Genomic DNA, 22174 nt, shown 5'->3' with positions numbered 1-22174 from the left:
TCTGTTGTAAACTGATTCATAGGGAAGACCTCTTTTCTAGGATTGGTTGTGGTGACTTAATTCTACCAAGAGAAGGTCTTCCTTTTTACATGGAAATTTTCATTTACACAAAATATTTTATACTCTCTACCTTATTGTTGGAGAATTTATATTAGAAGAATAATTTTTTAATGGAGGGTATTTTTATATTTAATTTGCTCTCCCCTTTTCCTTTTTGAAAAAGCGCATAAGGGGGTCTACTTTCATTCCTGTCTGATAAAAAGAGAAGCGGCACGAAAAGATACCGGCCGCATTCTATCCAATTAATTAAATTGAAGCAATATGGTTGATCCATCCTTTACTTTTGTACCTGGTTCTGGAGATTGTTTAATAACGGTATCCCCACTACCACTTGAATCAATTTTAAGATTAATAAACAATTCACTAATGTCTTTTTTCGTATAACCAACTAAATCCGGCACTTCGATTAATGGATTTTCCGGATATTTATATATTTTATCAATCTGGTCTTCACGAGGTTCTACGCCAAGGGCTCTTAAACTATCTCCCATAATAGCCCCAACGATTGGCGCTGCAACAGCACTACCAAATTGCACCGTTCCTTTTGGATTATCTACTGCAACATAGACGACTAATTCTGGGTCATCAGCAGGTGCAAAGCCGATAAAGGAAAGGATATAGTTATTTTCTAAATATTTTCCTCCTGATGCTTTTTGGGCAGTTCCTGTTTTCCCGCCAACTCGATATCCTTCCACAAAAGCTTTACCTCCAGAACCTTTTGCAACAACGTTTTCTAATGCTCTTCTCACTTCTTTTGACGTTTCCTCTGAAATAACCTTTCTTTTTGCAACAGGCTCTTTCTCCATAATGACGTCCCCTGTAGCTGGATCAATTAACTCCTTTGCTACATATGGAGTATACAAAGTTCCGCCATTAATTGCTGCTGATAACGCTGTTACTTGCTGAATTGGCGTTACAGCAACCCCTTGCCCAAACGCTGTAGTTGCTTGCTCAACTGGCCCTACCCTATCCATGTTAAACAAGATTCCTTTTGACTCTCCTTGTAAATCAATGCCCGTTTTCTGTCCGAATCCAAAATCGCGAATATATTGAAAAAGTGTATCTTTTCCAAGACGTTCCCCTAATTCCACAAAGCCAGGGTTACAGGAGTTTTGAACGACTTCTAAGAATGTTTGCGAACCGTGACCACCTCGCTTCCAGCATTTCAACTTCGCTCCACCAACTTCTGCGTAGCCTTTATCATAAAAAGTATCCTTGTCTAAATCTACTTTTCCTTCTTCAAGTGCAGCTGCCAGTGTAATAATCTTGAATGTGGATCCTGGTTCATACGAACTCCAAATAGGTAAATTTCGATTATAGACAGTAGAATCTACGTTTTGGAAGTCTGCAGGGTCAAATCCAGGGCGACTAGACATCGCCAATACCTCTCCGGTTTTCGGATTCATCGCAAGTGCAATAATCGATTCAGGAGAATACGTTTGCTCAGCAATATCCAATTCCCTTTCTACAATCGTTTGGATCCTTGTATCAATTGTAAGCACTAAATCATTTCCATTGACTGGTGCCTCATAAGCATCCGCCATATCATTCATTCTTTGTCCTTTTGCATCAGAGTAATATTGAACAGATCCTTTTTTTCCCTTTAACTCATCATCATATTCTAGTTCCAAACCAATTAGCCCCTGATTATCAATACCCGCAAACCCCAACACATGGGATAAGTAATTTCCGAACGGGTATGATCGCTTGGAATCCTCTCCAATATAGACACCATCTATATCAAGCGCTCGAACTTTTTTCGCTTTTTCATGCGTAATTTTCCTTCCTTCTTTTAAACGAACACTCATCTCCTTTTGAATAATCTGCTTATAGACAGATTCCTTATCCGCTTCCAATACTGCCGCAAGCTTATCCGCTGTGCCCGCTGGATCTTTAATTTGGCGTGGTACTATATAAACCGTTGGCGCACTGACATTTGTTGCAAGCGCTATTCCATTGCGATCCAAAATTTCTCCCCGCTGTGGCTCAAAAGCAATTTGTCGACTCCATAAATTTTTCGCTTTCGTTGTAAGCTCGTCCCCCAGAAAAAATTGAACATAAGCTAATCTTGCATCAATAATAAGAAAAATTATTATCCCAGCAACTAATGCTATCAATAATCGTTTCCGAACGGTTACGTTTGAAACCCGCATACAGATGGAACCCCCTTTTATACTAGCTCGATTAAAATAAATATATGCTTGTACGAAAAGGAATAGAACGTAGAGTATTTGTTGGGGGATAGGGGTGTTGAGTGGGGTGGGGATGTTTTAGGATATCTTGACTTAATTAGGGGTTTGCTTTTTTTGATGAACGCTGGTTACTTTTGCGCTTCTAGGAATTTTGGTTTTCATTTCATTGATGAACGCTACTTTCTCTTGCGCTTTCGGGAATTTTGGTTTTCATTTCATTGATGAACGCTACTTTCTCTTGCGCTTTCGGGAATTTTGGTTTTCATCCCCCTAATGAACACCACTTCTCACATCTTCTTTGAATAACGGTTTTCACACCTTTTATAAAGAATCCTTCACTCATAATACGCCCATTGATGCACTCCAATAAGTGTATATTGCTTATCTAATATTCTCTTAATTCTTCGCATCTCTCCTGAAATCAGGCACCATTCATACATTTCTTTTGTCGTTATCTTTCTTTCTGGAAAAAGCAGCTTAAACTCTTCTACACTTCGTAAAACCGCTTCCTCCAAGCTTTCTGTATTTCCACATGCATCACATTTTATGATCGATCGTTCTGTTGAAACGGTCAATGAGTTACATTTATCACAAAGGATTCCTTTCTTAAGTTCATCAAAATTATAACTTGGAAGTCTTCGGTAAGGTGATTCGTCCATATGGAGAGCAATCAGCTTTCCGCTAAGTCAATATGCTGTTTATTTACTTTTGTTATATTTTTTTCTAATGATTTAATGTAACGATTTAATGGAGTAGGGTAAAGACAAGGCAAATAAAAAGGAGCTTGATGTAAGGTGAATTCGGGGTTTACAAATACAACATGAGGTATAATTGGAATGGACTAGCCAAGCTGATGAATTAGTTGTCTTAAGGAAGACTCTGTTCGTTTTAATTGAGTAATAGGATTTTTCATTTCCATTTTATTATAACGCTTATAGAATCGATCCTTTTCATAGTAAAAATCTCCTTCATAGTTCTTAATTTCATAGAGATGAAGTGCTTCTCCTTCGATCAGTATAGTATCAACTTGAAATGTTGTTTGGTTCGATTGCAGTAATAAATCATTTAATATAACATAATCTTCCGTGAATTTTCCGAGTAATGTATCAAATTTTCGCTCTCCTTCCCAGCCTTTTATTTGATTAGTGTATTTCCGCTTCCTTTCCTCTGATAATTCCATCCGACTATTCAATGATTTTAACATAGCTAATTCTGGCGGTTTCTGTCTCTGCTTGTACAAATTTTATCCCTCCTGTTATTCTTTAGAGTGTAAAAACAACTCTTGTTTTTTAGTATACTATACCTTTTCCTACTCTACTAAAAAAAGCCCCACCACATCCCAAAAAATGTAGTGAAGCTTCCTCTCTTATTCCGGTTCCTTTAACTTAACCGTTAACGTATCATTTTCTTTTACCTTTGAACCTGCCTTTATGCTTTGGGAAGATACGTACCCGCTTCCTGAGCTTTCCAGCTTTAATTTATTTAGGTCTGCTACTTTTAAAACATCTCGTAAAGACCAGCCCTTCATATTAGGGACTGTTTCATTACCATTTGTTTTTAAGATTACCTTTTCCCCTTTTAGATAGGTTTCGCCTTTATCAGGAAGCTGTCCTTCAACTGTTTTACCTTCTCCGATAATAATAGCATTTAGGCCTTTATCTTTCAGGACTTTCTTTGCTTCTTCTGCAGTCATTCCACTTAAATTTGGAATTTCAATCGGATCAGAAACTTTTTCTTCCGTTGGAACAATATCCATATATTGAAGACTACTCTTCATAACAGAAGTAAAAATTTCTGCAACAGGCTCAGAACCCACTTCTGTATCTTTAAGTTCTGGCTGCTGTACAGCTACATACATAATCAATTCTGGATCATCTTTCGGAGCCATTCCTAAAAAGGAAAAAATATAATTTTCCTTGCCAGTTAGATAACCGCCACCGCTTTTAGGAATTTGTGCCGTTCCAGTTTTACCAGCAACAGAATATCCATCAATATCGAATTTTTTGTATCCTGTTCCCTTAGGACTAGTTATTACCGTTTCAAGAATATCACGCACCTCTTTTGCCGTTTCAGCAGAAATAGGAGTTCCCGTTACTTCTGTCTTGCCTTTTTTAATAATCTCGCCTGTATTTGGATCTTTGATTTGCTCGATTACGTACGGCCTCACCATTTTCCCATCGTTAGCAACAGCAGTGGCTGCTTGAATTTGTTGAATCGGTGTTAATGCTGTTCCTTGCCCAAAAGCCGTCGTGATTTTTTCAATTGGCCAGTTAAAAACAATGGAACTATTCGCTTCTCTTGGTAAATCAATACCTGTCGGCTGATCTAAACCAAATTTCGTCAAATATTCCCTAAACGTATCAAACCCTATTTTTTCTTTAGCAAGTTTTGCGAAGGCTACATTGGAAGATCGTTGAACCCCTTCCAAATAAGAAATAGGGCCCCAACCAACACCACCATTATGATCGCCAATTCCCTCATATCTACCTGACTTGTATTCTTCATTAGGTTTAAATACTCCTTCTTCCACAGCAGCTGCCAAAGTAAATATTTTCATTGTAGAACCTGGTTCATAATTGGTTTCAATTGCTTCATTATGCCAAGAATCTGTAATTCCATCCCTTGTTTCAGGATCAAAAGATGGTCTTTGACTCATCGCTAAAATTTCTCCTGTTTTCGGATTAGCTACAATTGCAATCATTTTCGCAGGATTATATTGATCATCCACTTTATTCATTGTATCTTCTAAAAAGGATTGAATTTTCTTATCAAGGGTCAAATAAACATCATCCCCATTTTTTGCAGGCTCAATTTTGTCCTTACTGTTTGGTAAAATATATCCCCAAATATCTTTGCTATACTCCATGCTGCCATCCGTACCTGTTAACAAATTGTTTAGACTTTCTTCAATGCCAAGCCTACCGGTTTCTTTGCCATCTGATTCTTCTAAATAGCCAATTACATGGGAAGCAAAAATCCCATTCGGATAAAATCGTTTTTTGCCTTCAACGATTTGTATGCCAGGGAGGTTCAAATCTTCAATTTTCTTTTTGGTTTCATAGGAGAGGTCTTTACCAGCATTCCCAAATTCCACTTGCTTGGCGTCCTCTTTTGTTAAAATTCTATAAATCTCTGATTCTTCTAAATCAATATATTTAGCTAGCTCTCTAGCCGTCTTTTCTGGATCATCCACATGAACCTTTTTGTCTAAATTCTTACTTAATGAGGCGTCTGTTACAGCCACTAGCTTATAGGAAACAGCATCTTCTGCAATCACTTCGCCATTACGGTCTAAAATACTGCCTCTTGATGCTTCTAACACACGAGATGTATTATGTTTTTTTTCTGCTTGAGCAGCTAGCTCAACTCCTGATACTTCTCCTGTTGCCTGAATATAAACAAAGCGAATAACTAAAACAAAAAAGAGCAGACAAAATAAAATAAATAGGATGGCTGCTCCAAAATTAATATTAGGCTGCTTTCGAATCATTGCTTAATGCACAACCTTTACATTATCTTTACTAAAATCAAGTCCTAATTTACTAGCTACTTCGCGTAAACGCTCAAAGCTGCTTAATTCCTTTACTTGTGTGTCTAATTCCTTATTGGACTTTTCAATAGAATTAATGGAGCTTTGTGTCACTTGAATTTCTTTATTCACTTGATAAATTTCACTTTGATTGCTGACAATTTTCACACCGCCAAAACAAATAATCGCTATAAAGGCAATTCCTAAAACTTTCTCTCCAGGAGATAATAATGATTTTGTTTGTTTAATGACCTTTTTAACCGACTGTTTTTCCTCTTGATGCTGATACTGATCCTGTTGAATTTTTCTAGCTAAATTACTCATTTAATTACCTCCTGCATACATGGATTATTGTTTTTCAGCAACACGTAATTTTGCTGATCTCGCTCTGTTATTAAATTCCAATTCTTCCTCTGATGGAGTAATTGGCTTTCTCGTAATTAATTTCAATTCTGGTTTAAATTCATCTGGAATAATTGGAAGTCCTGGCGGCAATGGCGGCAGGTCGCTCGCTTTTTTAAATGTCGACTTACAGATTCTGTCTTCAAGGGAATGAAAAGTGATAACACTAATTCTTCCGCCTGGATTTAATAACTTCATTGCTTGCTCTAACGATGATTCAAATACACCTAGTTCATCATTAACCGCAATCCGTATTGCTTGAAATACTCTTTTTGCAGGATGTCCACCTTTTCTTCTTGCAGGTGCTGGAATTGCCTCTTTTATTAATTCAACCAGCTCTCCTGTCGTTTCGATTGGCTTACTTTCTCTTGCTGCCTCAATTTTTCTTGCAATTTGCTTAGAGAATTTCTCCTCGCCATAACGAAAGAATATTTTAACTAACGATTCATACGACCATGAATTAACGACATCATATGCAGTAACATCTGCTTCATTATCCATGCGCATATCAAGTGGCGCATCATGATGATAGCTGAACCCACGCTCAGGAGTATCCAATTGAGGAGAAGAAACACCTAGATCATATAGAACGCCATCAACATGGGTAATTCCTAAATGATGAATCTCTTCTTCCAAATAGCGAAAATTACTTTTGACAATTGTTAACCTGTCCTTGTAAGGAGCTAATTTCTCTTCTGCATTTTTTATAGCTACTTCATCTTGATCGAACGCTATTAATCTTCCACTCCCTGATAATCTCGAAAGAATTAACTCGCTATGCCCAGCTCCACCTAATGTACAATCTACATAGATTCCATCCGGCTTAATGTTAAGGGCATCGACCGCTTCATTGAGTAAAACTGTTGTATGATTAAACATGAATCCACACCTGTCTATAAATTTTCTTGTAAGTAATAATTAGTATGTACATGATGATAAAAATTAAATATCGAATCCAATCATATTCTCTGCAATTTCTCCAAAAGAATCCTCTGATTCTGAAAAATAATTTCCCCACTCTTGTTTGTCCCATATTTCAATACGATTAGAAACACCTAAAATAACACATTCCTTCTCTAACTGTGCATATTGAAACAGGGGCGTTGCAATATTTATGCGTCCTTGTTTGTCAATTTCGCATTCTGTTGCTCCGGAAAAGAAAAAACGGGTAAATGCTCTAGCATCTTTTTTCGTTAATGGTAATTGCTTGAGCTTTTCTTCTATAATCTCCCATTCGCTAAGGGGGTAACCAAAAAGGCATCGATCGAGGCCACGGGTTAGGATAAAGGTTTCACCTAAGTTATCTCTGAATTTAGCAGGCACAATAATACGTCCTTTTGCATCGACATTATGATGATATTCCCCCATAAACATACCCTTGTCCCCCACTTTCTAACCTCAATGTACCACAATCCCCCACTTTCCTCCACTATTAAATTTAATTCTAGCTATTTTGTTTATTTCCTGCAACAAAATTAATAATTTTGAAAAGACCGACAAAGCTTATTTCTACTGTTAAGAGTACATAAAAAGCTTGGCTAGAAAAAATTCTAACCAAGCTTTTTTGTATTTATCTACATTTTATTATTCTTAATCCATGGAGGCTTTATAGAAAAGGATCATTTACTTCCATAATGCTTCCTCTTCATTAGATAATTCCATTAGAAAAGGAAGTAGAACCATTACGATGATAAAGTAAGCAAGATAAATTCCAATTATTTGGTATGCTGAAATATTAAATAAACGGAGGAAAATAAGAAAGAGAGATAAAAAGGATACAACAACAGTTTTCTTCCGTGCTTTTTTAGAATAATACTGTTTTTGGCCACATTGAGGACAGTCTATAGCGGGATTTAAAGTAAACATCTTTTTAAAGGTTTGTTTCCAGCTCCAATCTTTGCCGCATTTTTGACAAGTTGGCATTTAATTATCACTCCTTTTTCATTCATTTTCATCATAATAAAAATAGTATACCAATCCTTCTACTATTTGGCATACTATTTTCTCTTGTTTATTTAGGCTGTTTTCGTAAAGTTTGTTGCGATTACTCGCAGCCGGAATACACTTCGCTTTCCGTGTGGCGAAGCTTAAGCCTCCTCAGCTTCGCCTCCGGGGTCTCAGACTGTCTCGCTAATCCCACAGGAGTCTTCGTGTATTCCGGCTGCTAATTGTTTCCAACTAATTCTTTTTCCTATTGAAAAAACAACAATCCTTTAGAAAACAGCCTTTATATAAAAGGAAAAACTGCATTATAATTTAATTACTTTATGGGTTCCATCAAAATCCATCGGTAATTTCATGACATCTTCAAGAAAATCAAGACCATACTTGTTTAAGAAATAAGTAATGTTCCAGACTCTCTCTTGAGGAGAACCTTCTGGTTTTAAATTTTGCTCAATGCGGCTAAACTTATTTACAATGACTTCATGCTTTAATTTAACCGAATCATTCACTTTATTCTGTAGAAACTCGATTTGACTCCTTAAAAAGTCTTCATTTTTCTCCATAAGTGGGAGTAAACCTTTATACTCGGATGTCATTTCCTGTTCAAGCAAATCGTATTTGGTTTCAATAACACCTTTTAACTCATTCAGTAATTGAGCTATCTTTTCATTTGAAACAGACTGTAAAAATTGCTCACACTTTTCTGATGTTCCATTTATCAGAATATCCTTCATCGATAATTCTAATTCTGTGATATCAGCTTCTACACTTCTCTCTAATAAAGTAATATTTAGACGAGGTACGATAGGTGGCATTTTGATCCCTAAATGCTCAAACGCTCCTTTAAGTTCCGCCCAATAAGCTATCTCTCCTGGTCCGCCTATAAACGCTAGTGTTGGAAAGAGAAGATCTTGTGTTATTGGCCTGGTAACGACATTATTGCTTAGCTTCTGAGGAAATTCACTTGCCATTTCCCTTAATTCCTCGAATGTAAAAGATACGGTTTTATCTTTTCCGATAAAACGTCCTTCTGCTTTATCGTATTGCAATAATATTCTTTCTTGCTCCCCCTCATCATAATAAAACAAGTTAGCTGGATTTTCCGCCATTTCAATAACAAGAGAATAACCGCTATCCTGCACTAGTTTTTGCTGTTCTGAAACGGCATCCGCCAACTTGTGAAATTCATTGATTTGCTTTAGAAAAATTTCTTTCTCTAGCTTACGAATTTCTTTATCACCAGAATCAACCAAAAGTAGGCCGTAATCTTTAAATAAACTCATTGTCATATAGCTAAAAAAGTCAACAATTGTCTTGGATTCGTGAACAGCTGACTGTAAAAGCTGCAATAACGGCTTAGAATGCTCTGTTTCCCCATACGATTCCACCACTGTTTCCAGCCAGTCTATACAGACCTGTTTTTCTAGTGCTATATCGGAAGCCATTCTTTTATCCAATACTCTTTGCGGAAATACAACCTTTTTCATTTTTTCCTTATCAGGTGTATAAATATGATTAATTTCCAAGTAATCATGATCCTCTCCCGCTACCCAGAAAACAGGTACAACTGGAATGCCCAATTCTTTTTCTTTCTGTTGAGCTAAAAGAATAATGCTGATAACCTTATGAATGGAATATAACGGACCTGTTAAGACACCTGCCTGTTGCCCACCAATCACAACGACACTATTTTCCTGTCTCAATTTAGCAATTGATTGCCTCACTTTTTCACTTTGAGGAAAATTTTCCATATACACTTCAATATAGTTAGCAAGATCATTTCTCATAAAAGATCTTGTTTCCAACTCTTTCAATCTTTCCTCATAGCAACCGTTGTCAAGATAAGAATAATGAAAAAATTCCTTTGTGCTATTTTTTTGTTCTAAATAATCTGTTACAAACTTATTTGCCACAGGCAAAGAGAGATTTATCATCTCCATCTATGTACTTCCTTTCTCCAATTCGAGTTTTCCCTTTTATGTATTTTTCCCTTTATAATAAAGACTCTTTCATTAGTGGGAGCCCTGCCACAAGTTTTCCCTAGGCTACTTACTCTCTAAAAACATCTATTCATCCCTTTTATTTCGTTACATAGAAAAGTATAGCATCCCTTTTAAATAAAAGAAAAAAAGTTGCTTATGCACTTTTTTCTAGCTGGTATTTTTGCTAATTACAACTTGCTTCTAGCATCTACTAGTTAATTGCCCCCTATACATTTCAAGAAGGTCTTTGCTTAGAGGTTTTTGGAGATTCTCCAATGCTACACTATCTATAACTTTAAACCGTTCCCATTGCCTTTAGGATAGAAAGTACAAGGCCATAAATGACTAACACAACATACAAGGTGAAAAAGCATAGAAATGTTACACGCCAAATTCCTTTAAACACTTTTTTATACTCAATTTCCTCTTTCCATTTCCAATGAATAATAACAAATAACATTCCAATCAACAAAATAAAAATCACGATATATAATAATAGAGATGTATTCCAAATAGACCGAATAAGAAAATGCACGGAAAGGATAAAAAAGAAGGTGCTAATATCTAGTGCTAGATGTACTGAAAACCGCTGTTTTTTTGTCAACGACTTGCTTATGACAAATACAATAAACAACGTAAAGATTGGAAATACAACGAGAAAACTAATGAGCTGTGAAGTTAAATTAAGCATTTAAACACTCCTCTCTTCCTCGTTCTTTTCCTTTAATCATTAAATAAACAGTTGCAGCAATAGGCGAAGAGATTTTTTTCCTTTTCGCTTTTTCTACTATGTATCCTAAAATAGCGTCTATTTCTGTTGGTCTCCCAGCCTCTATATCCTTTAGCATGGAAGATTTATTCAAAGCAGTATTACGAATAACCTCTATACAATAATCTCGATAAAGTATTCTATTTTCTTTCGTTATCGATAAAATTTCCAACACTTCTTCTAAAAATAAACTCATTACTTGATAATAATAAGCATTTTGCAATAATTGGCCATTTTTGACCTGCAATATACTTGTTAAACTATTTACAACGCTATTTACCACTAATTTTTTTTGCATCATTGTCACATAATCGGGTTCATTGATGAATGGAAAAGCTTGATTATTTTCTGTTGTTAGGGAGAGTAAAATCTCTGCCACCTTTCCTTTGACACAAGCTAGTTTAATAGCTCCTATCCCCGTGTGAACAACTGTTTGCTCATCTTCCTTCATTGCACCGTGCTCTACTATGCCAATCATTAAATTGGGAATATTAGATTCCAAAATCGTCTCTATGTGACTCATTCCGTTTTGTAGAAAGCACATTGCTTTTATGCGACTCCCAAGTATCTCCATTTTTTCATAAATTGGTGCTAATTGATATTGCTTTACTGTTACAATTGTAAGGTCTTCTGCCCCATCCCACTCTGCAAAATAACGAACTTCCACCGTGCGAGACTGCTTATCCTCATTCACTTTATAATAAATACCTTTGTTCTTAATCAACTCATATTGCTTTGGGGACCGAACGTATAAAGTTACATCATGCTTTTCCTTTAACTGGTATGCACATAATAAGCCAATTGCACCAGCTCCTATAATTCCAATTTTCATCCGAAGCTCCTTTACCGTTTCAATTATTGTTAGTTCTATCTTAACATTTTCTGAAAAGTTTGTTAGTACGAAAAGCATAGGAAAAGGAATAAATTTATCAAAAAAACTTTTGATTTTTTTATATAGAGAATAGAATAAGGTGAGAAATGGTTAGAATAATAAATTGTAGAAGAGGAATAGAACGGTGAGATGTGATTAATTCTGTTTTTGCTAAAACCAGAAAATTTCAAAATATAGTTAAAGCAGGAGTCGAGCGAATACCTTTCGGAAACTATAGGCTTCCTCCTGCGTAAAACCAATTTATTTCTTGCTTATTTGAATTTTAAAAACTTTGGAGTAATTATACTTTGGGTAATTTATCTTCATCTTTAAACACGACCATTTGTCTTGCTTTTTCCATTAGCTCCACTAATGCCTTATAGGCACCTTCCATGGAGTCTAATTCACTTTGTAACTCTTCATTTTCTTTCTTCAATATAGTCAGTTTTTCTTCTAGTTCCTTCGTTTTCACTTTTACGGTGGATGAATCTATATTTTCTTGCTCCCACTTACTCGCTTTATCATATAAGTCTTTTAAATACAAAAGCATCTCATCAAATTGGTTTTGAACTGGGATGGGAGAAGCGGAAGGGCTGACGATCACTTCGTCTGTAGAATATTCCTCTGTTCCAGTTGACTTTTTTAATTGCTTTCTTTGTTTCTTGGCAAGCTCAATACCTGATTTATATTGTTTGCGTACATATGAATTCCACCGAAACCCACATGCTGCACTTGTTCTTGATAATAGCTTTCCCACTTCTTCAAACGCTTGAAGTTGTGTACCGCCTTCTCTAATATGACGAAGAACGATTTCTGCTAGCAGAATATCTTCATCCTTTGACCAAGCATCTTGTCTTGTTGTTGTCATCAGTAAACCCTCCTAGTGTTTTTTATTCATACATATGCATCTACTAGAAAAGATAGACTGATTATTCCTCATTGAAAAAAGAAAATTGACAGAATGCTTTTTAGGAATAGATAAACCTTTATAAAATCTACACACTTTAAAGATAGCGGATCACTGAAATAATTCGTTCTCTGAAATCACTTTAATGCCATTTCTTCTTAACATAGCTGTGGTAACACCCACCCCGTCCTTTTTTGTTCCATCAAAACAGCCTGTGTAAATAAAACTACTTCCACAAGAAGGACTATTTTCTTTTAAGACTACCATTTCTGCGTTCAAACTTTTAATAAATTCTAATGTTTTATAAGCTCCATCCATATACATTTGGGTAACATTATTTCCTGTACAATCCTGTACAACCGCTTTACCATCGAGAACATCATAACCATCCCCACCAATTATCTCTGCAGGTTCTCTTGGTGTAGAGAATCCACCCATTAACTCTGGACAAACCGTTCTTACCTTATTATCAGTTAAAAGCTTTTCTATCGTATCATCTAAACAATCGGTTCCATTATACCGAACTTTCAATCCTGCTAAACAAGAACTAACGACAATCATATGTCCTCTCCTTATCTTAGTAGTATTTACTCCTATTATTGTACAGGTATATTGTCTTTTTCTATTTATTCTACTCTCTCTATTTTAACGCATCTGTTTTTATAAAAGTAGCCATATATGGAAAAAAGCACAAGAACCTAAGTTCTTGTGCTTTTAATCAAACAAAAAAGATATTAGTTGCTTACAACTTCTTTCCCTTTGTATGTTCCGCAAGCGCTGCATACACGGTGAGCAAGTTTCATTTCACCACAGTTAGGGCATTCTACCATACCAGGCACTTGTAATTTAAAATGTGTACGACGTTTTCTCTTTGCAGTTTTAGATGTTCTTCTAAAAGGTACAGCCATTCGTCCCACCTCCTTAAAGAGTATTAAGAAAGTAATGAGAAAAGATAATTCCAATCTCACGTTTTTCTTTTGCATAATTAAGTATGAGTTTAATTACTCATTTTCAAAAAACTTAGCAAGCCCAGCAAGACGAGGATCTACTTTCTTTTCCTGTAAATCTTGCTCTTGGATAACTTCCCAATCATTACCTGATTGAGGAGCACCTTCTTCTTTAGTATCTTCACAGAAGACTTGCATCGGTACCTCAAGTAAAAGTATTTCAGCAATAATTGGCTTTAAGTCAATTACATCCCCTTTTACTTGATGAACTTCCTCTTCGTCTGTTTCATATTCTGAAACTTTTAATAGGAAGGTTTCTGTTGTTTCAACATTAATTGGATAATCCACGTCTACTAAAGTACGAGAGCAAGGTAGCACGAGAGACCCTTTTATATTTAAATGAAAAGTCACTTTCGTTGAATCAATATCTGTACGTCCTGTTATATGAATAGGAGATACTCTTCTTATGGTTGGATCTGTTTCTTTGATCTCATCCATATTTATTGTTTCATCAATTGGCAATCCCTTACTTCGAAATTTTTGTAACTGGCTTAACGTCCATTTCATATATATCACCCCAAGGCAACAAAGGTAATTATAGCTTTCATATAATTATTTGTCAATATTTTTTCTTTACAGTAAATAATAAGCAATAAGTGAGTTAATCCCTTATTATTCGATTTCTTTTTTATTCTACCCATATTCAACAGAATTGCAACCAACAGTTCAATAGAAAGATTCTTTTTCTTCTATATTTACTTTTTATTTATGCACCAAAATGGAACCCCTTTTTCAAACTAACAAAATTTCGTTTCCACCTAAAAGTACCTAAATGAGATTGTATTAGTAATCCTACCCTTTTCTTCTCCCAAAAAACAAATGAATGTTAGTAGTTTATAAACACCCTTCTCCCATAAAAAATAATAAAATGGTTGTTATTCCCTCATGTTTCTCTTTTACAACCAATATTTTTAGGATAAACTTTTACTAGTAAAAACATTGGAGCTAATGTTTTAAATGAATAATAATTAGGGAGAGTGTAATGAAAGCTGTTGGTATTGTTGTAGAATATAATCCATTTCATAATGGACATTTGTATCATATCCAAAAGGCAAAGGAACAAACAGATGCAGATATCGTAGTTGCTGTAATGAGTGGTCCATTTTTACAGCGAGGGGAGCCTGCCCTTGTATCAAAATGGTGCCGTGCGAAAATGGCACTGGAAAATGGAGTTGATCTCATAGTCGAGCTTCCCTACTCTTTTGCTACACAGCATGCAGCTGTGTTTGCTAAAGGTGCTGTAGATATTCTCCAAGGATTAGAATGTGATTATTTATGCTTTGGAAGTGAGTCTGGGGATATAAACGAGTTCTCTCATACTTTCATCCAGTTACAAAGAAAACAGGACGAAGAAGATTTACTCGTGAAAAAATTTTTAAAAAATGGGTCGAGCTATCCAAAAGCCAAATCATTAGCAATGCAAGAATTAACATGTAGGGAAAACGATAGGGGACTAAATCTTAGTTTGCCTAATAATATATTGGGCTATGAATACTACAAAGCCGTACATACTAATCATTATCCTATGGAGGTTTGCACAGTTGCCCGAATGAATGCAGACTACCATGATAAAATATTTACATCTGACTCGATAGCAAGTGCAACAAGTATCAGGCAAGCACTATTAAAGGAAGAAGGTTCCTTAAAAACAATTGAGCCCTACCTCCCGCTTGCAAGTCTTAATCTACTTCGAAAGTATAAAGAAACCTATTTATCTTACCACACTTGGGAGAATTACTGGAGTTACTTAAAATTCCGGCTATTGCAAACAACCGCCAAAGAGCTGGCCACTATTTACGAAATGGAGGAAGGGTTAGAATATCGGTTCCTTAAATATGTGAAAGAAGCTTCATCTTTTCAAGCGTATATCCGCTTACTAAAAACAAAGAGATATACTTGGACAAGACTGCAAAGAATCTGTGTACATATTTTAACAAATACAAAAAAAGAAGAAATGGCTGTCCATTCACAGCCTTCCTATATTCGTTTACTAGGTACAACTGCAAATGGTCGGTACTATTTAAAAGAAAAGAAGAAGCAGTTCGCACTGGACATTATTAGTAAACTTTCTTCTTTTGATAAAGATAAAATCGCACTGGACATTCGCGCCTCCCAAATTTACGCTCTAGGCGCACAAGCAACAGCTCAAGAGCAGTTACTAAATATGGAATACTTACAGCATCCCATTATAAAGTAACCTCCTGTTGCTTCAATTAGGGATTTGTATTTTCCGAAAAAAAAACCGGGTGCTTTTGCCAATGCGCGCGGTTTTTTCCTATTTATTTCTTCTCATTTGTTCTTCTTTTCTTGATTTCCTTTTTAATTACATCGATATACTTTCTTGTTTCTGTTTCTCCTATTGCGATTATTTTCTCTAAATCAGTAAATGCTTTACTATTAAACATTTCTACTGGCGGTTTAATCATCACATCACTTGCAACTTCTCGCGATTCCACTAATTCCATCTGCATAATATCCAATGAACGCATAATTACATCATAAATATTTGAAATCTCAGCATTTACATTTACCTTTGCTACATCTACCGCAATAATGATATCCGCTCCCATCTCTTTTAAAACCGAAACAGGGACACGGTCAATTACTCCTCCATCAACAAGTAAACGCCCATCCATTTTCTCTGGAACAAATATGCCAGGAATAGATATACTTGCACGCACTGCATTAGCAATTGATCCTTTCCTAAAAACGACCTTTTCCCCTGTTAATAAGTCAGCAGCAACAACAGCAACAGGAATATCCAATTCCTCTAATTTTTTTCCGTAGGTGAATAAATGGATTAATTCCTTTACTCTATTCCCAGCAATAAAGCCCATTTTGGGGACAGTAAAATCTAAATAGTATTTCCGCTTAAAAAACTTCGATAATGTATATAGTCGCTGTATATCAGATCCTGCTCCATATAAGCAGCCCACAATTGCTCCTATGCTGCTACCGGCAATATAATCTATTGGAATATTCTCTTCTCTTAATACTTTGATTACCCCAATATGTGCAAATCCTCTCGCTCCACCTGAGCCTAGCGCTAACCCTATTTTTGGGCGTTCCATATCGTCTCACCTATTCTCTCTAAATTCAATCTACCTTAATCTTATGGTCTTTTTTTTCAGGTTATGAGTATATTGATTGGTAGAGGGATATTCTTTAGGCTAATTGTGTACAAGTATTGCTTCTACACGTTAAGGTTTTAAACCAGCCTTCCTTACATAGATGAGAATAAAAACCTACTATTATTATTTGAAGGGGGAGCAATATAATTTGTTACGCTCAAAATTTAAGACAGTCGCACTTGCATTATCCGCGTCTCTATTAGCTCTTGCCCTGATTTCTTTTCCTGGGGTAGCAGTTGACGCGTCAAAAAATGGACTGAATACTTGGTGGACGATTGTTTTTCCTTCACTTCTTCCTTTCCTTATCTTATCTGAAATTTTAATAGGTTTTGGTGTCGTTCGTTTTATTGGTGTTTTATTAGAGCCCATTATGCGACCGCTCTTTAAAGTTCCAGGAGTAGGCGGATTCGTTTGGGCCATGGGGATGGTATCCGGCTTTCCAACTGGAGCAAAATTAACAGCACGAATGCGTGAGGAAAAACAATTAACTAGAACGGAAGCGGAAAGGCTTGTTTCTTTCTCTAACGCTTCTAATCCAATGTTTATCATCGGCGCTGTTTCTGCCTCTTTTTTTCATAGTCCTAAACTTGGTCTCCTGCTTGCTTTCTCACATTACTTAGCCAATTTTACCGTTGGACTATTTATGAGATTTCACGGAAAAGATACAGAAAAGACAACAAAAGAGCCAAAAGAAAAAGCCTCCTTAAAAAGGGCGCTGCGAGAACTGCATCATACTCGTCTAAAAGACAAGCGCCCACTTGGAAAACTAATGGGAGATGCGGTAACCTCCTCGATTCAATCTTTATTAATGGTTGGTGGCTTTATCATTCTCTTTTCCGTTATTAATCGTTTATTATTTCACTTACATATTACTTCCTTTTTTGCAAAATTATTAGAATCTTTATTCCAGCTGTTTACTTTTTCAGGTGACTTAACGATACCCTTTATCGCCGGCATATTTGAAATTACATTAGGAAGTAAATTAACGAGTGATGTGGAAACATCTACCCTTATGCACCAAGCCATTTTAACGAGCTGTATCCTTGGATTTAGCGGATTAAGTGTACAAGCGCAAGTAGCAAGTATTCTCGCTCAGACAGATATTCGCTTTAAGCCTTTTTTCTTAGCGAGAATTATGCAAGCAATCTTTTCTGGCATCTACACTTTTATCGCATGGGACTTCTTTTACAAGACATTCTTGTCAAAAGATACACCAACAATTGCAATCCCAGGGATAAATAGGGAAGAAGTCTTCTTTCAGCAAATATTTGAAAATATAAGTACATGGGGGCCAATTGTAACAATTATTTCCTTAACAATCTATTGTTTTATTTTAGTAAAAAGATTAAGACCAAGAGGAGAATTATAAGACAATCTGGAGGAAAACTTCAAGACTCACATCGTTCACTGGGTGCCTAGAGATAAATTCAAACAAAAACTTCCTTAATTATAAATAAGACATCTTGCCACTATTTTGGCAAGATGTCCTTTTTTTGCTTGCTATAAAAAGAATTCCACTTTTTGAAAAACTTATTTTCCATCATAATGAAATTTTGCTCTTAATGCATCATTCACAATCTTAGGAACAAGCTCTGAAATGTCACCATCATATTTGCTTACTTCTTTCACTATGCTAGAGCTTAGGAAAGAGTATTGGTTATTTGTCATGATAAAAAATGTCTCGATATCGTCTGATAGTACACGGTTCATCGACGTAATCTGCATTTCATATTCAAAGTCTGATACTGCTCGTAATCCTCTAATAATTGCATTTGCATTTACGCTTTTTGCATAATCAATTAGAAGCCCTTCATAAGATGATACAGAGATATTCTGAATATCCTTCGTTACCTCTCTTATTAGCTCCAATCTTTCATCCACCGAAAAAAAAGGTTTTTTGGCAGAATTATTTAATACACATATGTATACATGATCGAATACTTTAGCAGCCCTTTTAATTATATCAATATGACCATAAGTAATCGGATCAAAACTACCTGGGCAAACTGCTACACTAGCCATCTTTTTAGTCCTCCGTACCATTTTGTAAGGAATAAATAGAAACTCCAATTATTCCATATTTTTCATGTCTCACTTGTTGAAGTCTATTTACTGCCACAGGTAAAGAAATATCCGAACCATGCTCACATACAATGACTCCTTCATCCTTTAACAGACCTGCTTCATCAATAAATGTTAACATATTTTCTAATTGTTGCTTTTTATATGGCGGGTCTAGGAAAATATAATCAAAGCTTTTTTCTCTTTTTTGCAATGCTTTTAAAGCACGATTCGCATCATTGCGAAATATTTCGGCTTGGCTGTCCAATTTACATGTAGAAAGATTTTCTTTAATCGTATGTATTGCTTTTCCTTCTTTATCTACAAAAATAACAAGATCTAACCCTCTACTTAAAGCTTCAATGCCAAGTCCGCCGCTTCCAGCAAATAAATCAAGGCCTTCTCCTCCTTGAAAGTAAGGACCTATCATATTAAAAATAGCCTCTTTCACTTTATCTGTAGTTGGTCTAGTCGAGTTACCAGGAACAGCCTTTAATGGAATCCCCTTATTCTTACCGGAGACAACTCTCATTTCAATCACCACAACCCTATTTTACTTAAAGTTATTTTACCTTCCCTATCCTACCATAAACCTATTAGAGAGCCAACATTTTAACGATTTATTCCTTTTATCTGTCAATTTTTATTCGTAAAAAGATAATCAAATCGGAATATTATTACCATTGCATCCTCTTTATATGGTATAGATTAAACCTAATAAATTTTGTTGCCTCTAAAAAATAATTTGTTTTTATGTATAAGTGGTCACCGTATGGGGATAATGTAAGTAACAGCATCTATTCGAGGATGTTGTTGCCAACCGCGGAGAAGACTTACGTTTCCCCATAAGTTCTTCCTCCGGTTTCTCCTCTCCCTTTACCTTCTGTTCTTATGAATAATAAGAACGTAGAAGGACCCTGCAGGCATATGCTTGCAGGCTTTTTTTGTCTTTTTCATAGAAAAAACAGTATTCAATGAAGGGCATGGCGGATTCCACCTTTCCTTTACATAAAATACTGCTTTTGTTTTTCTTCAACTACTTATAAGGGATTGTCCTTAGAATGAACATTCCAATAAAGAACAATTTTCTTAAATCCCCATTTTATAATCATATTCTTTCGCTTTATCTGGTCGCGAATTTTCAAATTCCACTTTTAAAAATGGCTTATAGGAAGGCTCTACCTTTTTAACGAAAGAATGAGCATTAATTTTTTCCATTATGCCATCCACATCACTTTGATTCGTGTAGAGCACAACATATTTTAATCTTTTGGAAATAAAATGAACATTTCCATATCTTCTTAACATTTTTGCTTGCTTTAGTGAAAATAGCCAAACAATGATTCCCTGTCGTTGCCCTAGCATAATTTAACCCCTTTAAAATACCATTATTTATCATAATAGCATAGGCAACCAAAATAGAAAAGTCGGAATCTGCTTTTACGAACGCTAGTAAGCCATAAGAAACGTCAAAATAAAAAAGCAATGATCCTAGATTTGATCATTGCCTCTTCGTATATTATGCAGAACAACTACAGCTTCCACCACTTCCACAACCACCGGCGCAACCAGAAAGTTCATCAAAAAATGGATTTCCTGTTGGTACTTTAATAAAAGTAGAAACAGAACGTCCGATAATAACACTGACATCATCTAGAAGCTTTTGCAAACCATTCTCCGCTACTTTAAATGCTGCCACATTATCATCTACATCCATATCGCGTTTTAGCTGTCTAATTTCCATCATGACTTTTTTATATTCAGGATGGTATTTTCCAAAACGCTGAACCTCTTCATAAAGCTCTTTCATTTGGTTAAAAGAATGAATTTTTTGCTGTGTTTCCTTATTTGATTGTAAATTGGCCAAACAAATACGGTATTGTTCTGCAACATCTGAGTTTAATATCATTTCTGCAATGTCTTCTGCTTCCTCTTGAATAAGAAGTATTTCAGTTGTCGCAAGCACGTATTCGCTCACCTCCAATTCTTATTCTACATGAAAGACAGAAGAAAGAAAAGGCTTGTGACTTCCTTTTTCTTCCCTACTCTTTAATCATTACTTGAAATGACTTTTTAAACTTTGTTGTTTTGCTGGCAACATCCATAACAGATAAGGTCATTGTATGTTTTCCTGTTTTTAATCCTTCAATCACAAATGCAGCAGAAGAATATTCCTTCTTCTCCCCATTTATCTCCAAAACGATTTTTCCTAATTTCCCATTGCTATCTTCTCTAAAAGAATAGTCTCTCACTTTACATTCCACAAATACTTTATTTCCTTTAACAATATGACGCACATCAAATTCCTCTTTTGCTGTAGGGGAGAAAGAGGCTTGTACATCTGCAGCCGTAGGTATGGCAGAATAAGTTGCAGCTTCTTTATTTGTCTTTACTTCTGGATCTGGAACATCATCACCACATCCGGTTAAAAGGAGAAAAGCAGGAATACAAATCATTCGGATTTTTTTCAAAGTAAACACTCCTGGTAATTTTTAATGAATTTTCATTTCGGTTAGTATTACCATTCATGCTTTTTTTACTCTAAATAATGTTTATCTTAAAAAGTTATGATTCGGCATTCATTGCTTGAAACATACTAACCATCATGGATGCCATTTGAACACCATTTGAAAATTTTTGTACGTGATCTGGAATGGTTTTCTTATAATAATGAAGAGATGCTATCTCAAAGGTTTCCAACTGATTTGGATTTCTGCTTAATTGTCTATACCATTGCGGCTGTTCTCTTATAAATTGTTGTAATTCTGGATTCTGCGCAATATATTCTTTAATGCTTTGTCTCATATCCATCCTCCTACTTAATCTTTTCTAAAAGAAAACGGCCCAGAAGGTTTTTGTTCTTTTGGCGCAGATGATCCACTAGAACCACTATTAGGAGCAAATTGTGAAATGACACCTTGAATCGTTCCTAAAGCTTGATTTAAGTTTGCTAAGTATCCCTGTATTTGATTTTGATCCATCTTTTTTAGTGTATCAACAATATTAGACATCCAGACAGTTCGATTTGCTTCTGTCTCTTCTTCCTTTTTGCTAGAAGATTCAGAAGCACCTTCTCGTAATCCGTCCCATCTTGCATCATCAGAACCTAATAAATACCAATCTTCATATAATTCTTGTAATGTCACCTTGCCACTTCTCGCTTCTTTTAATATTTTGGGATTTGCTTTCACAAATGCTTTAAATTCTTCTACAGAAGGATGAAGTTCTTTATTAGCCATCATTATTTCACCTCTAATTTGATACATCTGCCTATATTACTTTATGATGCACTTTAGAAAACGTGCAAATCCTCTGTGTC

At 35.6% G+C, this 22174-nt stretch carries 25 protein-coding genes; 2 read left to right on the top strand and 23 right to left on the bottom strand.

Annotated elements, in window-relative coordinates; genetic code table 11:
• Positions 1–302: 302 nt before the first annotated feature.
• The 15 genes from QQZ16_RS05330 to QQZ16_RS05260 all read right to left on the bottom strand — a co-directional run bounded on the left by QQZ16_RS05330 (position 303) and on the right by QQZ16_RS05260 (position 14170).
• On the bottom strand, positions 303–2213 hold the full coding sequence (locus tag QQZ16_RS05330) for a stage V sporulation protein D (RefSeq protein WP_031534292.1): 1911 nt from the start codon (positions 2211–2213) through the stop codon (positions 303–305).
• A gap of 374 nt (positions 2214–2587) precedes the next feature.
• Positions 2588–2911, bottom strand: coding sequence for a hypothetical protein (locus tag QQZ16_RS05325; RefSeq protein ID WP_235251140.1), 324 nt, complete (start codon positions 2909–2911; stop codon positions 2588–2590).
• A 182-nt stretch (positions 2912–3093) separates the two neighbouring features.
• Positions 3094–3492, bottom strand: coding sequence for a nuclease-related domain-containing protein (locus tag QQZ16_RS05320; RefSeq protein ID WP_284561176.1), 399 nt, complete (start codon positions 3490–3492; stop codon positions 3094–3096).
• 126 nt (positions 3493–3618) lie between these two features.
• A complete protein-coding gene (locus QQZ16_RS05315; RefSeq protein WP_031534290.1) occupies positions 3619–5742 on the bottom strand; it encodes a penicillin-binding protein in 2124 nt (707 codons plus the stop codon).
• 3 nt (positions 5743–5745) lie between these two features.
• Positions 5746–6105: a cell division protein FtsL gene (gene ftsL / locus QQZ16_RS05310; RefSeq protein WP_235251148.1), complete on the bottom strand. Its 360-nt coding sequence runs from the start codon at positions 6103–6105 to the stop codon at positions 5746–5748.
• A gap of 24 nt (positions 6106–6129) precedes the next feature.
• Positions 6130–7062, bottom strand: coding sequence for a 16S rRNA (cytosine(1402)-N(4))-methyltransferase RsmH (gene rsmH / locus QQZ16_RS05305; RefSeq protein ID WP_031534285.1), 933 nt, complete (start codon positions 7060–7062; stop codon positions 6130–6132).
• A 63-nt stretch (positions 7063–7125) separates the two neighbouring features.
• On the bottom strand, positions 7126–7557 hold the full coding sequence (mraZ, locus tag QQZ16_RS05300) for a division/cell wall cluster transcriptional repressor MraZ (RefSeq protein WP_031534283.1): 432 nt from the start codon (positions 7555–7557) through the stop codon (positions 7126–7128).
• Between the two features lie 249 nt (positions 7558–7806).
• The gene (locus tag QQZ16_RS05295; RefSeq protein ID WP_031534281.1) at positions 7807–8106 is read right to left on the bottom strand and encodes a TIGR04104 family putative zinc finger protein; all 300 of its coding nucleotides are present in this window, start codon (positions 8104–8106) and stop codon (positions 7807–7809) included.
• 326 nt (positions 8107–8432) lie between these two features.
• Positions 8433–10067, bottom strand: a complete 1635-nt coding sequence (gene bshC, locus QQZ16_RS05290) for a bacillithiol biosynthesis cysteine-adding enzyme BshC (RefSeq protein ID WP_235251173.1) — start codon at positions 10065–10067, stop codon at positions 8433–8435.
• A gap of 337 nt (positions 10068–10404) precedes the next feature.
• Positions 10405–10800, bottom strand: a complete 396-nt coding sequence (locus QQZ16_RS05285) for a DUF3397 domain-containing protein (RefSeq protein ID WP_031534276.1) — start codon at positions 10798–10800, stop codon at positions 10405–10407.
• A complete protein-coding gene (locus QQZ16_RS05280; RefSeq protein WP_235251182.1) occupies positions 10793–11710 on the bottom strand; it encodes a 2-dehydropantoate 2-reductase in 918 nt (305 codons plus the stop codon). The genes QQZ16_RS05285 and QQZ16_RS05280 overlap by 8 nt, the downstream gene beginning before the upstream one ends.
• A gap of 340 nt (positions 11711–12050) precedes the next feature.
• Complete coding sequence (locus tag QQZ16_RS05275) at positions 12051–12617, bottom strand: RsfA family transcriptional regulator (RefSeq protein ID WP_031534273.1); 567 nt, start codon at positions 12615–12617, stop codon at positions 12051–12053.
• 150 nt (positions 12618–12767) lie between these two features.
• Positions 12768–13217: a DUF523 domain-containing protein gene (locus QQZ16_RS05270; protein ID WP_031534271.1), complete on the bottom strand. Its 450-nt coding sequence runs from the start codon at positions 13215–13217 to the stop codon at positions 12768–12770.
• A gap of 173 nt (positions 13218–13390) precedes the next feature.
• Positions 13391–13564, bottom strand: coding sequence for a 50S ribosomal protein L32 (gene rpmF / locus QQZ16_RS05265; protein WP_016200993.1), 174 nt, complete (start codon positions 13562–13564; stop codon positions 13391–13393).
• Positions 13565–13657: 93 nt separating this feature from the next.
• On the bottom strand, positions 13658–14170 hold the full coding sequence (locus tag QQZ16_RS05260; RefSeq protein ID WP_031534268.1) for a YceD family protein: 513 nt from the start codon (positions 14168–14170) through the stop codon (positions 13658–13660).
• A 475-nt stretch (positions 14171–14645) separates the two neighbouring features.
• On the opposite strand from QQZ16_RS05260, the gene QQZ16_RS05255 reads away from it, so the two are divergent.
• The gene (locus tag QQZ16_RS05255; protein WP_031534266.1) at positions 14646–15860 is read left to right on the top strand and encodes a nucleotidyltransferase; all 1215 of its coding nucleotides are present in this window, start codon (positions 14646–14648) and stop codon (positions 15858–15860) included.
• An 82-nt stretch (positions 15861–15942) separates the two neighbouring features.
• On the opposite strand, the gene QQZ16_RS05250 is transcribed toward QQZ16_RS05255, so the two are convergent.
• Positions 15943–16734 carry a patatin-like phospholipase family protein gene (locus QQZ16_RS05250; RefSeq protein ID WP_031534264.1) on the bottom strand — a complete coding sequence of 264 codons (792 nt, stop codon included), beginning with the start codon at positions 16732–16734 and terminating at the stop codon, positions 15943–15945.
• A 208-nt stretch (positions 16735–16942) separates the two neighbouring features.
• Between QQZ16_RS05250 and ylbJ the strand changes: the two genes are divergently transcribed.
• Positions 16943–18163, top strand: a complete 1221-nt coding sequence (gene ylbJ, locus QQZ16_RS05245) for a sporulation integral membrane protein YlbJ (RefSeq protein WP_031534261.1) — start codon at positions 16943–16945, stop codon at positions 18161–18163.
• Positions 18164–18324: 161 nt separating this feature from the next.
• Here ylbJ and coaD read toward each other — a convergent pair whose 3' ends face one another.
• The 7 genes from coaD to QQZ16_RS05210 all read right to left on the bottom strand — a co-directional run bounded on the left by coaD (position 18325) and on the right by QQZ16_RS05210 (position 22094).
• The gene (coaD, locus tag QQZ16_RS05240; protein WP_031534259.1) at positions 18325–18816 is read right to left on the bottom strand and encodes a pantetheine-phosphate adenylyltransferase; all 492 of its coding nucleotides are present in this window, start codon (positions 18814–18816) and stop codon (positions 18325–18327) included.
• Positions 18817–18820: 4 nt separating this feature from the next.
• On the bottom strand, positions 18821–19387 hold the full coding sequence (rsmD, locus tag QQZ16_RS05235) for a 16S rRNA (guanine(966)-N(2))-methyltransferase RsmD (RefSeq protein WP_031534257.1): 567 nt from the start codon (positions 19385–19387) through the stop codon (positions 18821–18823).
• 557 nt (positions 19388–19944) lie between these two features.
• Positions 19945–20220 carry a YlbG family protein gene (locus QQZ16_RS05230; protein WP_031534255.1) on the bottom strand — a complete coding sequence of 92 codons (276 nt, stop codon included), beginning with the start codon at positions 20218–20220 and terminating at the stop codon, positions 19945–19947.
• A gap of 154 nt (positions 20221–20374) precedes the next feature.
• Entirely contained in the window at positions 20375–20821 is a 447-nt protein-coding gene (locus QQZ16_RS05225; protein ID WP_031534253.1) for a YlbF family regulator, read from the bottom strand.
• Positions 20822–20897: 76 nt separating this feature from the next.
• The gene (locus QQZ16_RS05220) at positions 20898–21326 is read right to left on the bottom strand and encodes a hypothetical protein (RefSeq protein WP_235252614.1); all 429 of its coding nucleotides are present in this window, start codon (positions 21324–21326) and stop codon (positions 20898–20900) included.
• A gap of 94 nt (positions 21327–21420) precedes the next feature.
• Complete coding sequence (locus tag QQZ16_RS05215; RefSeq protein WP_031534251.1) at positions 21421–21660, bottom strand: YlbE-like family protein; 240 nt, start codon at positions 21658–21660, stop codon at positions 21421–21423.
• A 14-nt stretch (positions 21661–21674) separates the two neighbouring features.
• Positions 21675–22094 (bottom strand): YlbD family protein, encoded by a 420-nt coding sequence (locus QQZ16_RS05210; protein WP_031534249.1) that lies wholly within the window; start codon positions 22092–22094, stop codon positions 21675–21677.
• Positions 22095–22174: the final 80 nt, after the last annotated feature.

Origin of the sequence: Bacillus sp. T2.9-1 (genome assembly GCF_950097965.1) — a bacterium.
Lineage (GTDB): Bacteria > Bacillota > Bacilli > Bacillales > Cytobacillaceae > Niallia > Niallia hominis.
The sequence above is the reverse complement of the archived record's forward strand: the minus strand, read 5'-3'. Positions and strand labels throughout refer to the sequence as shown.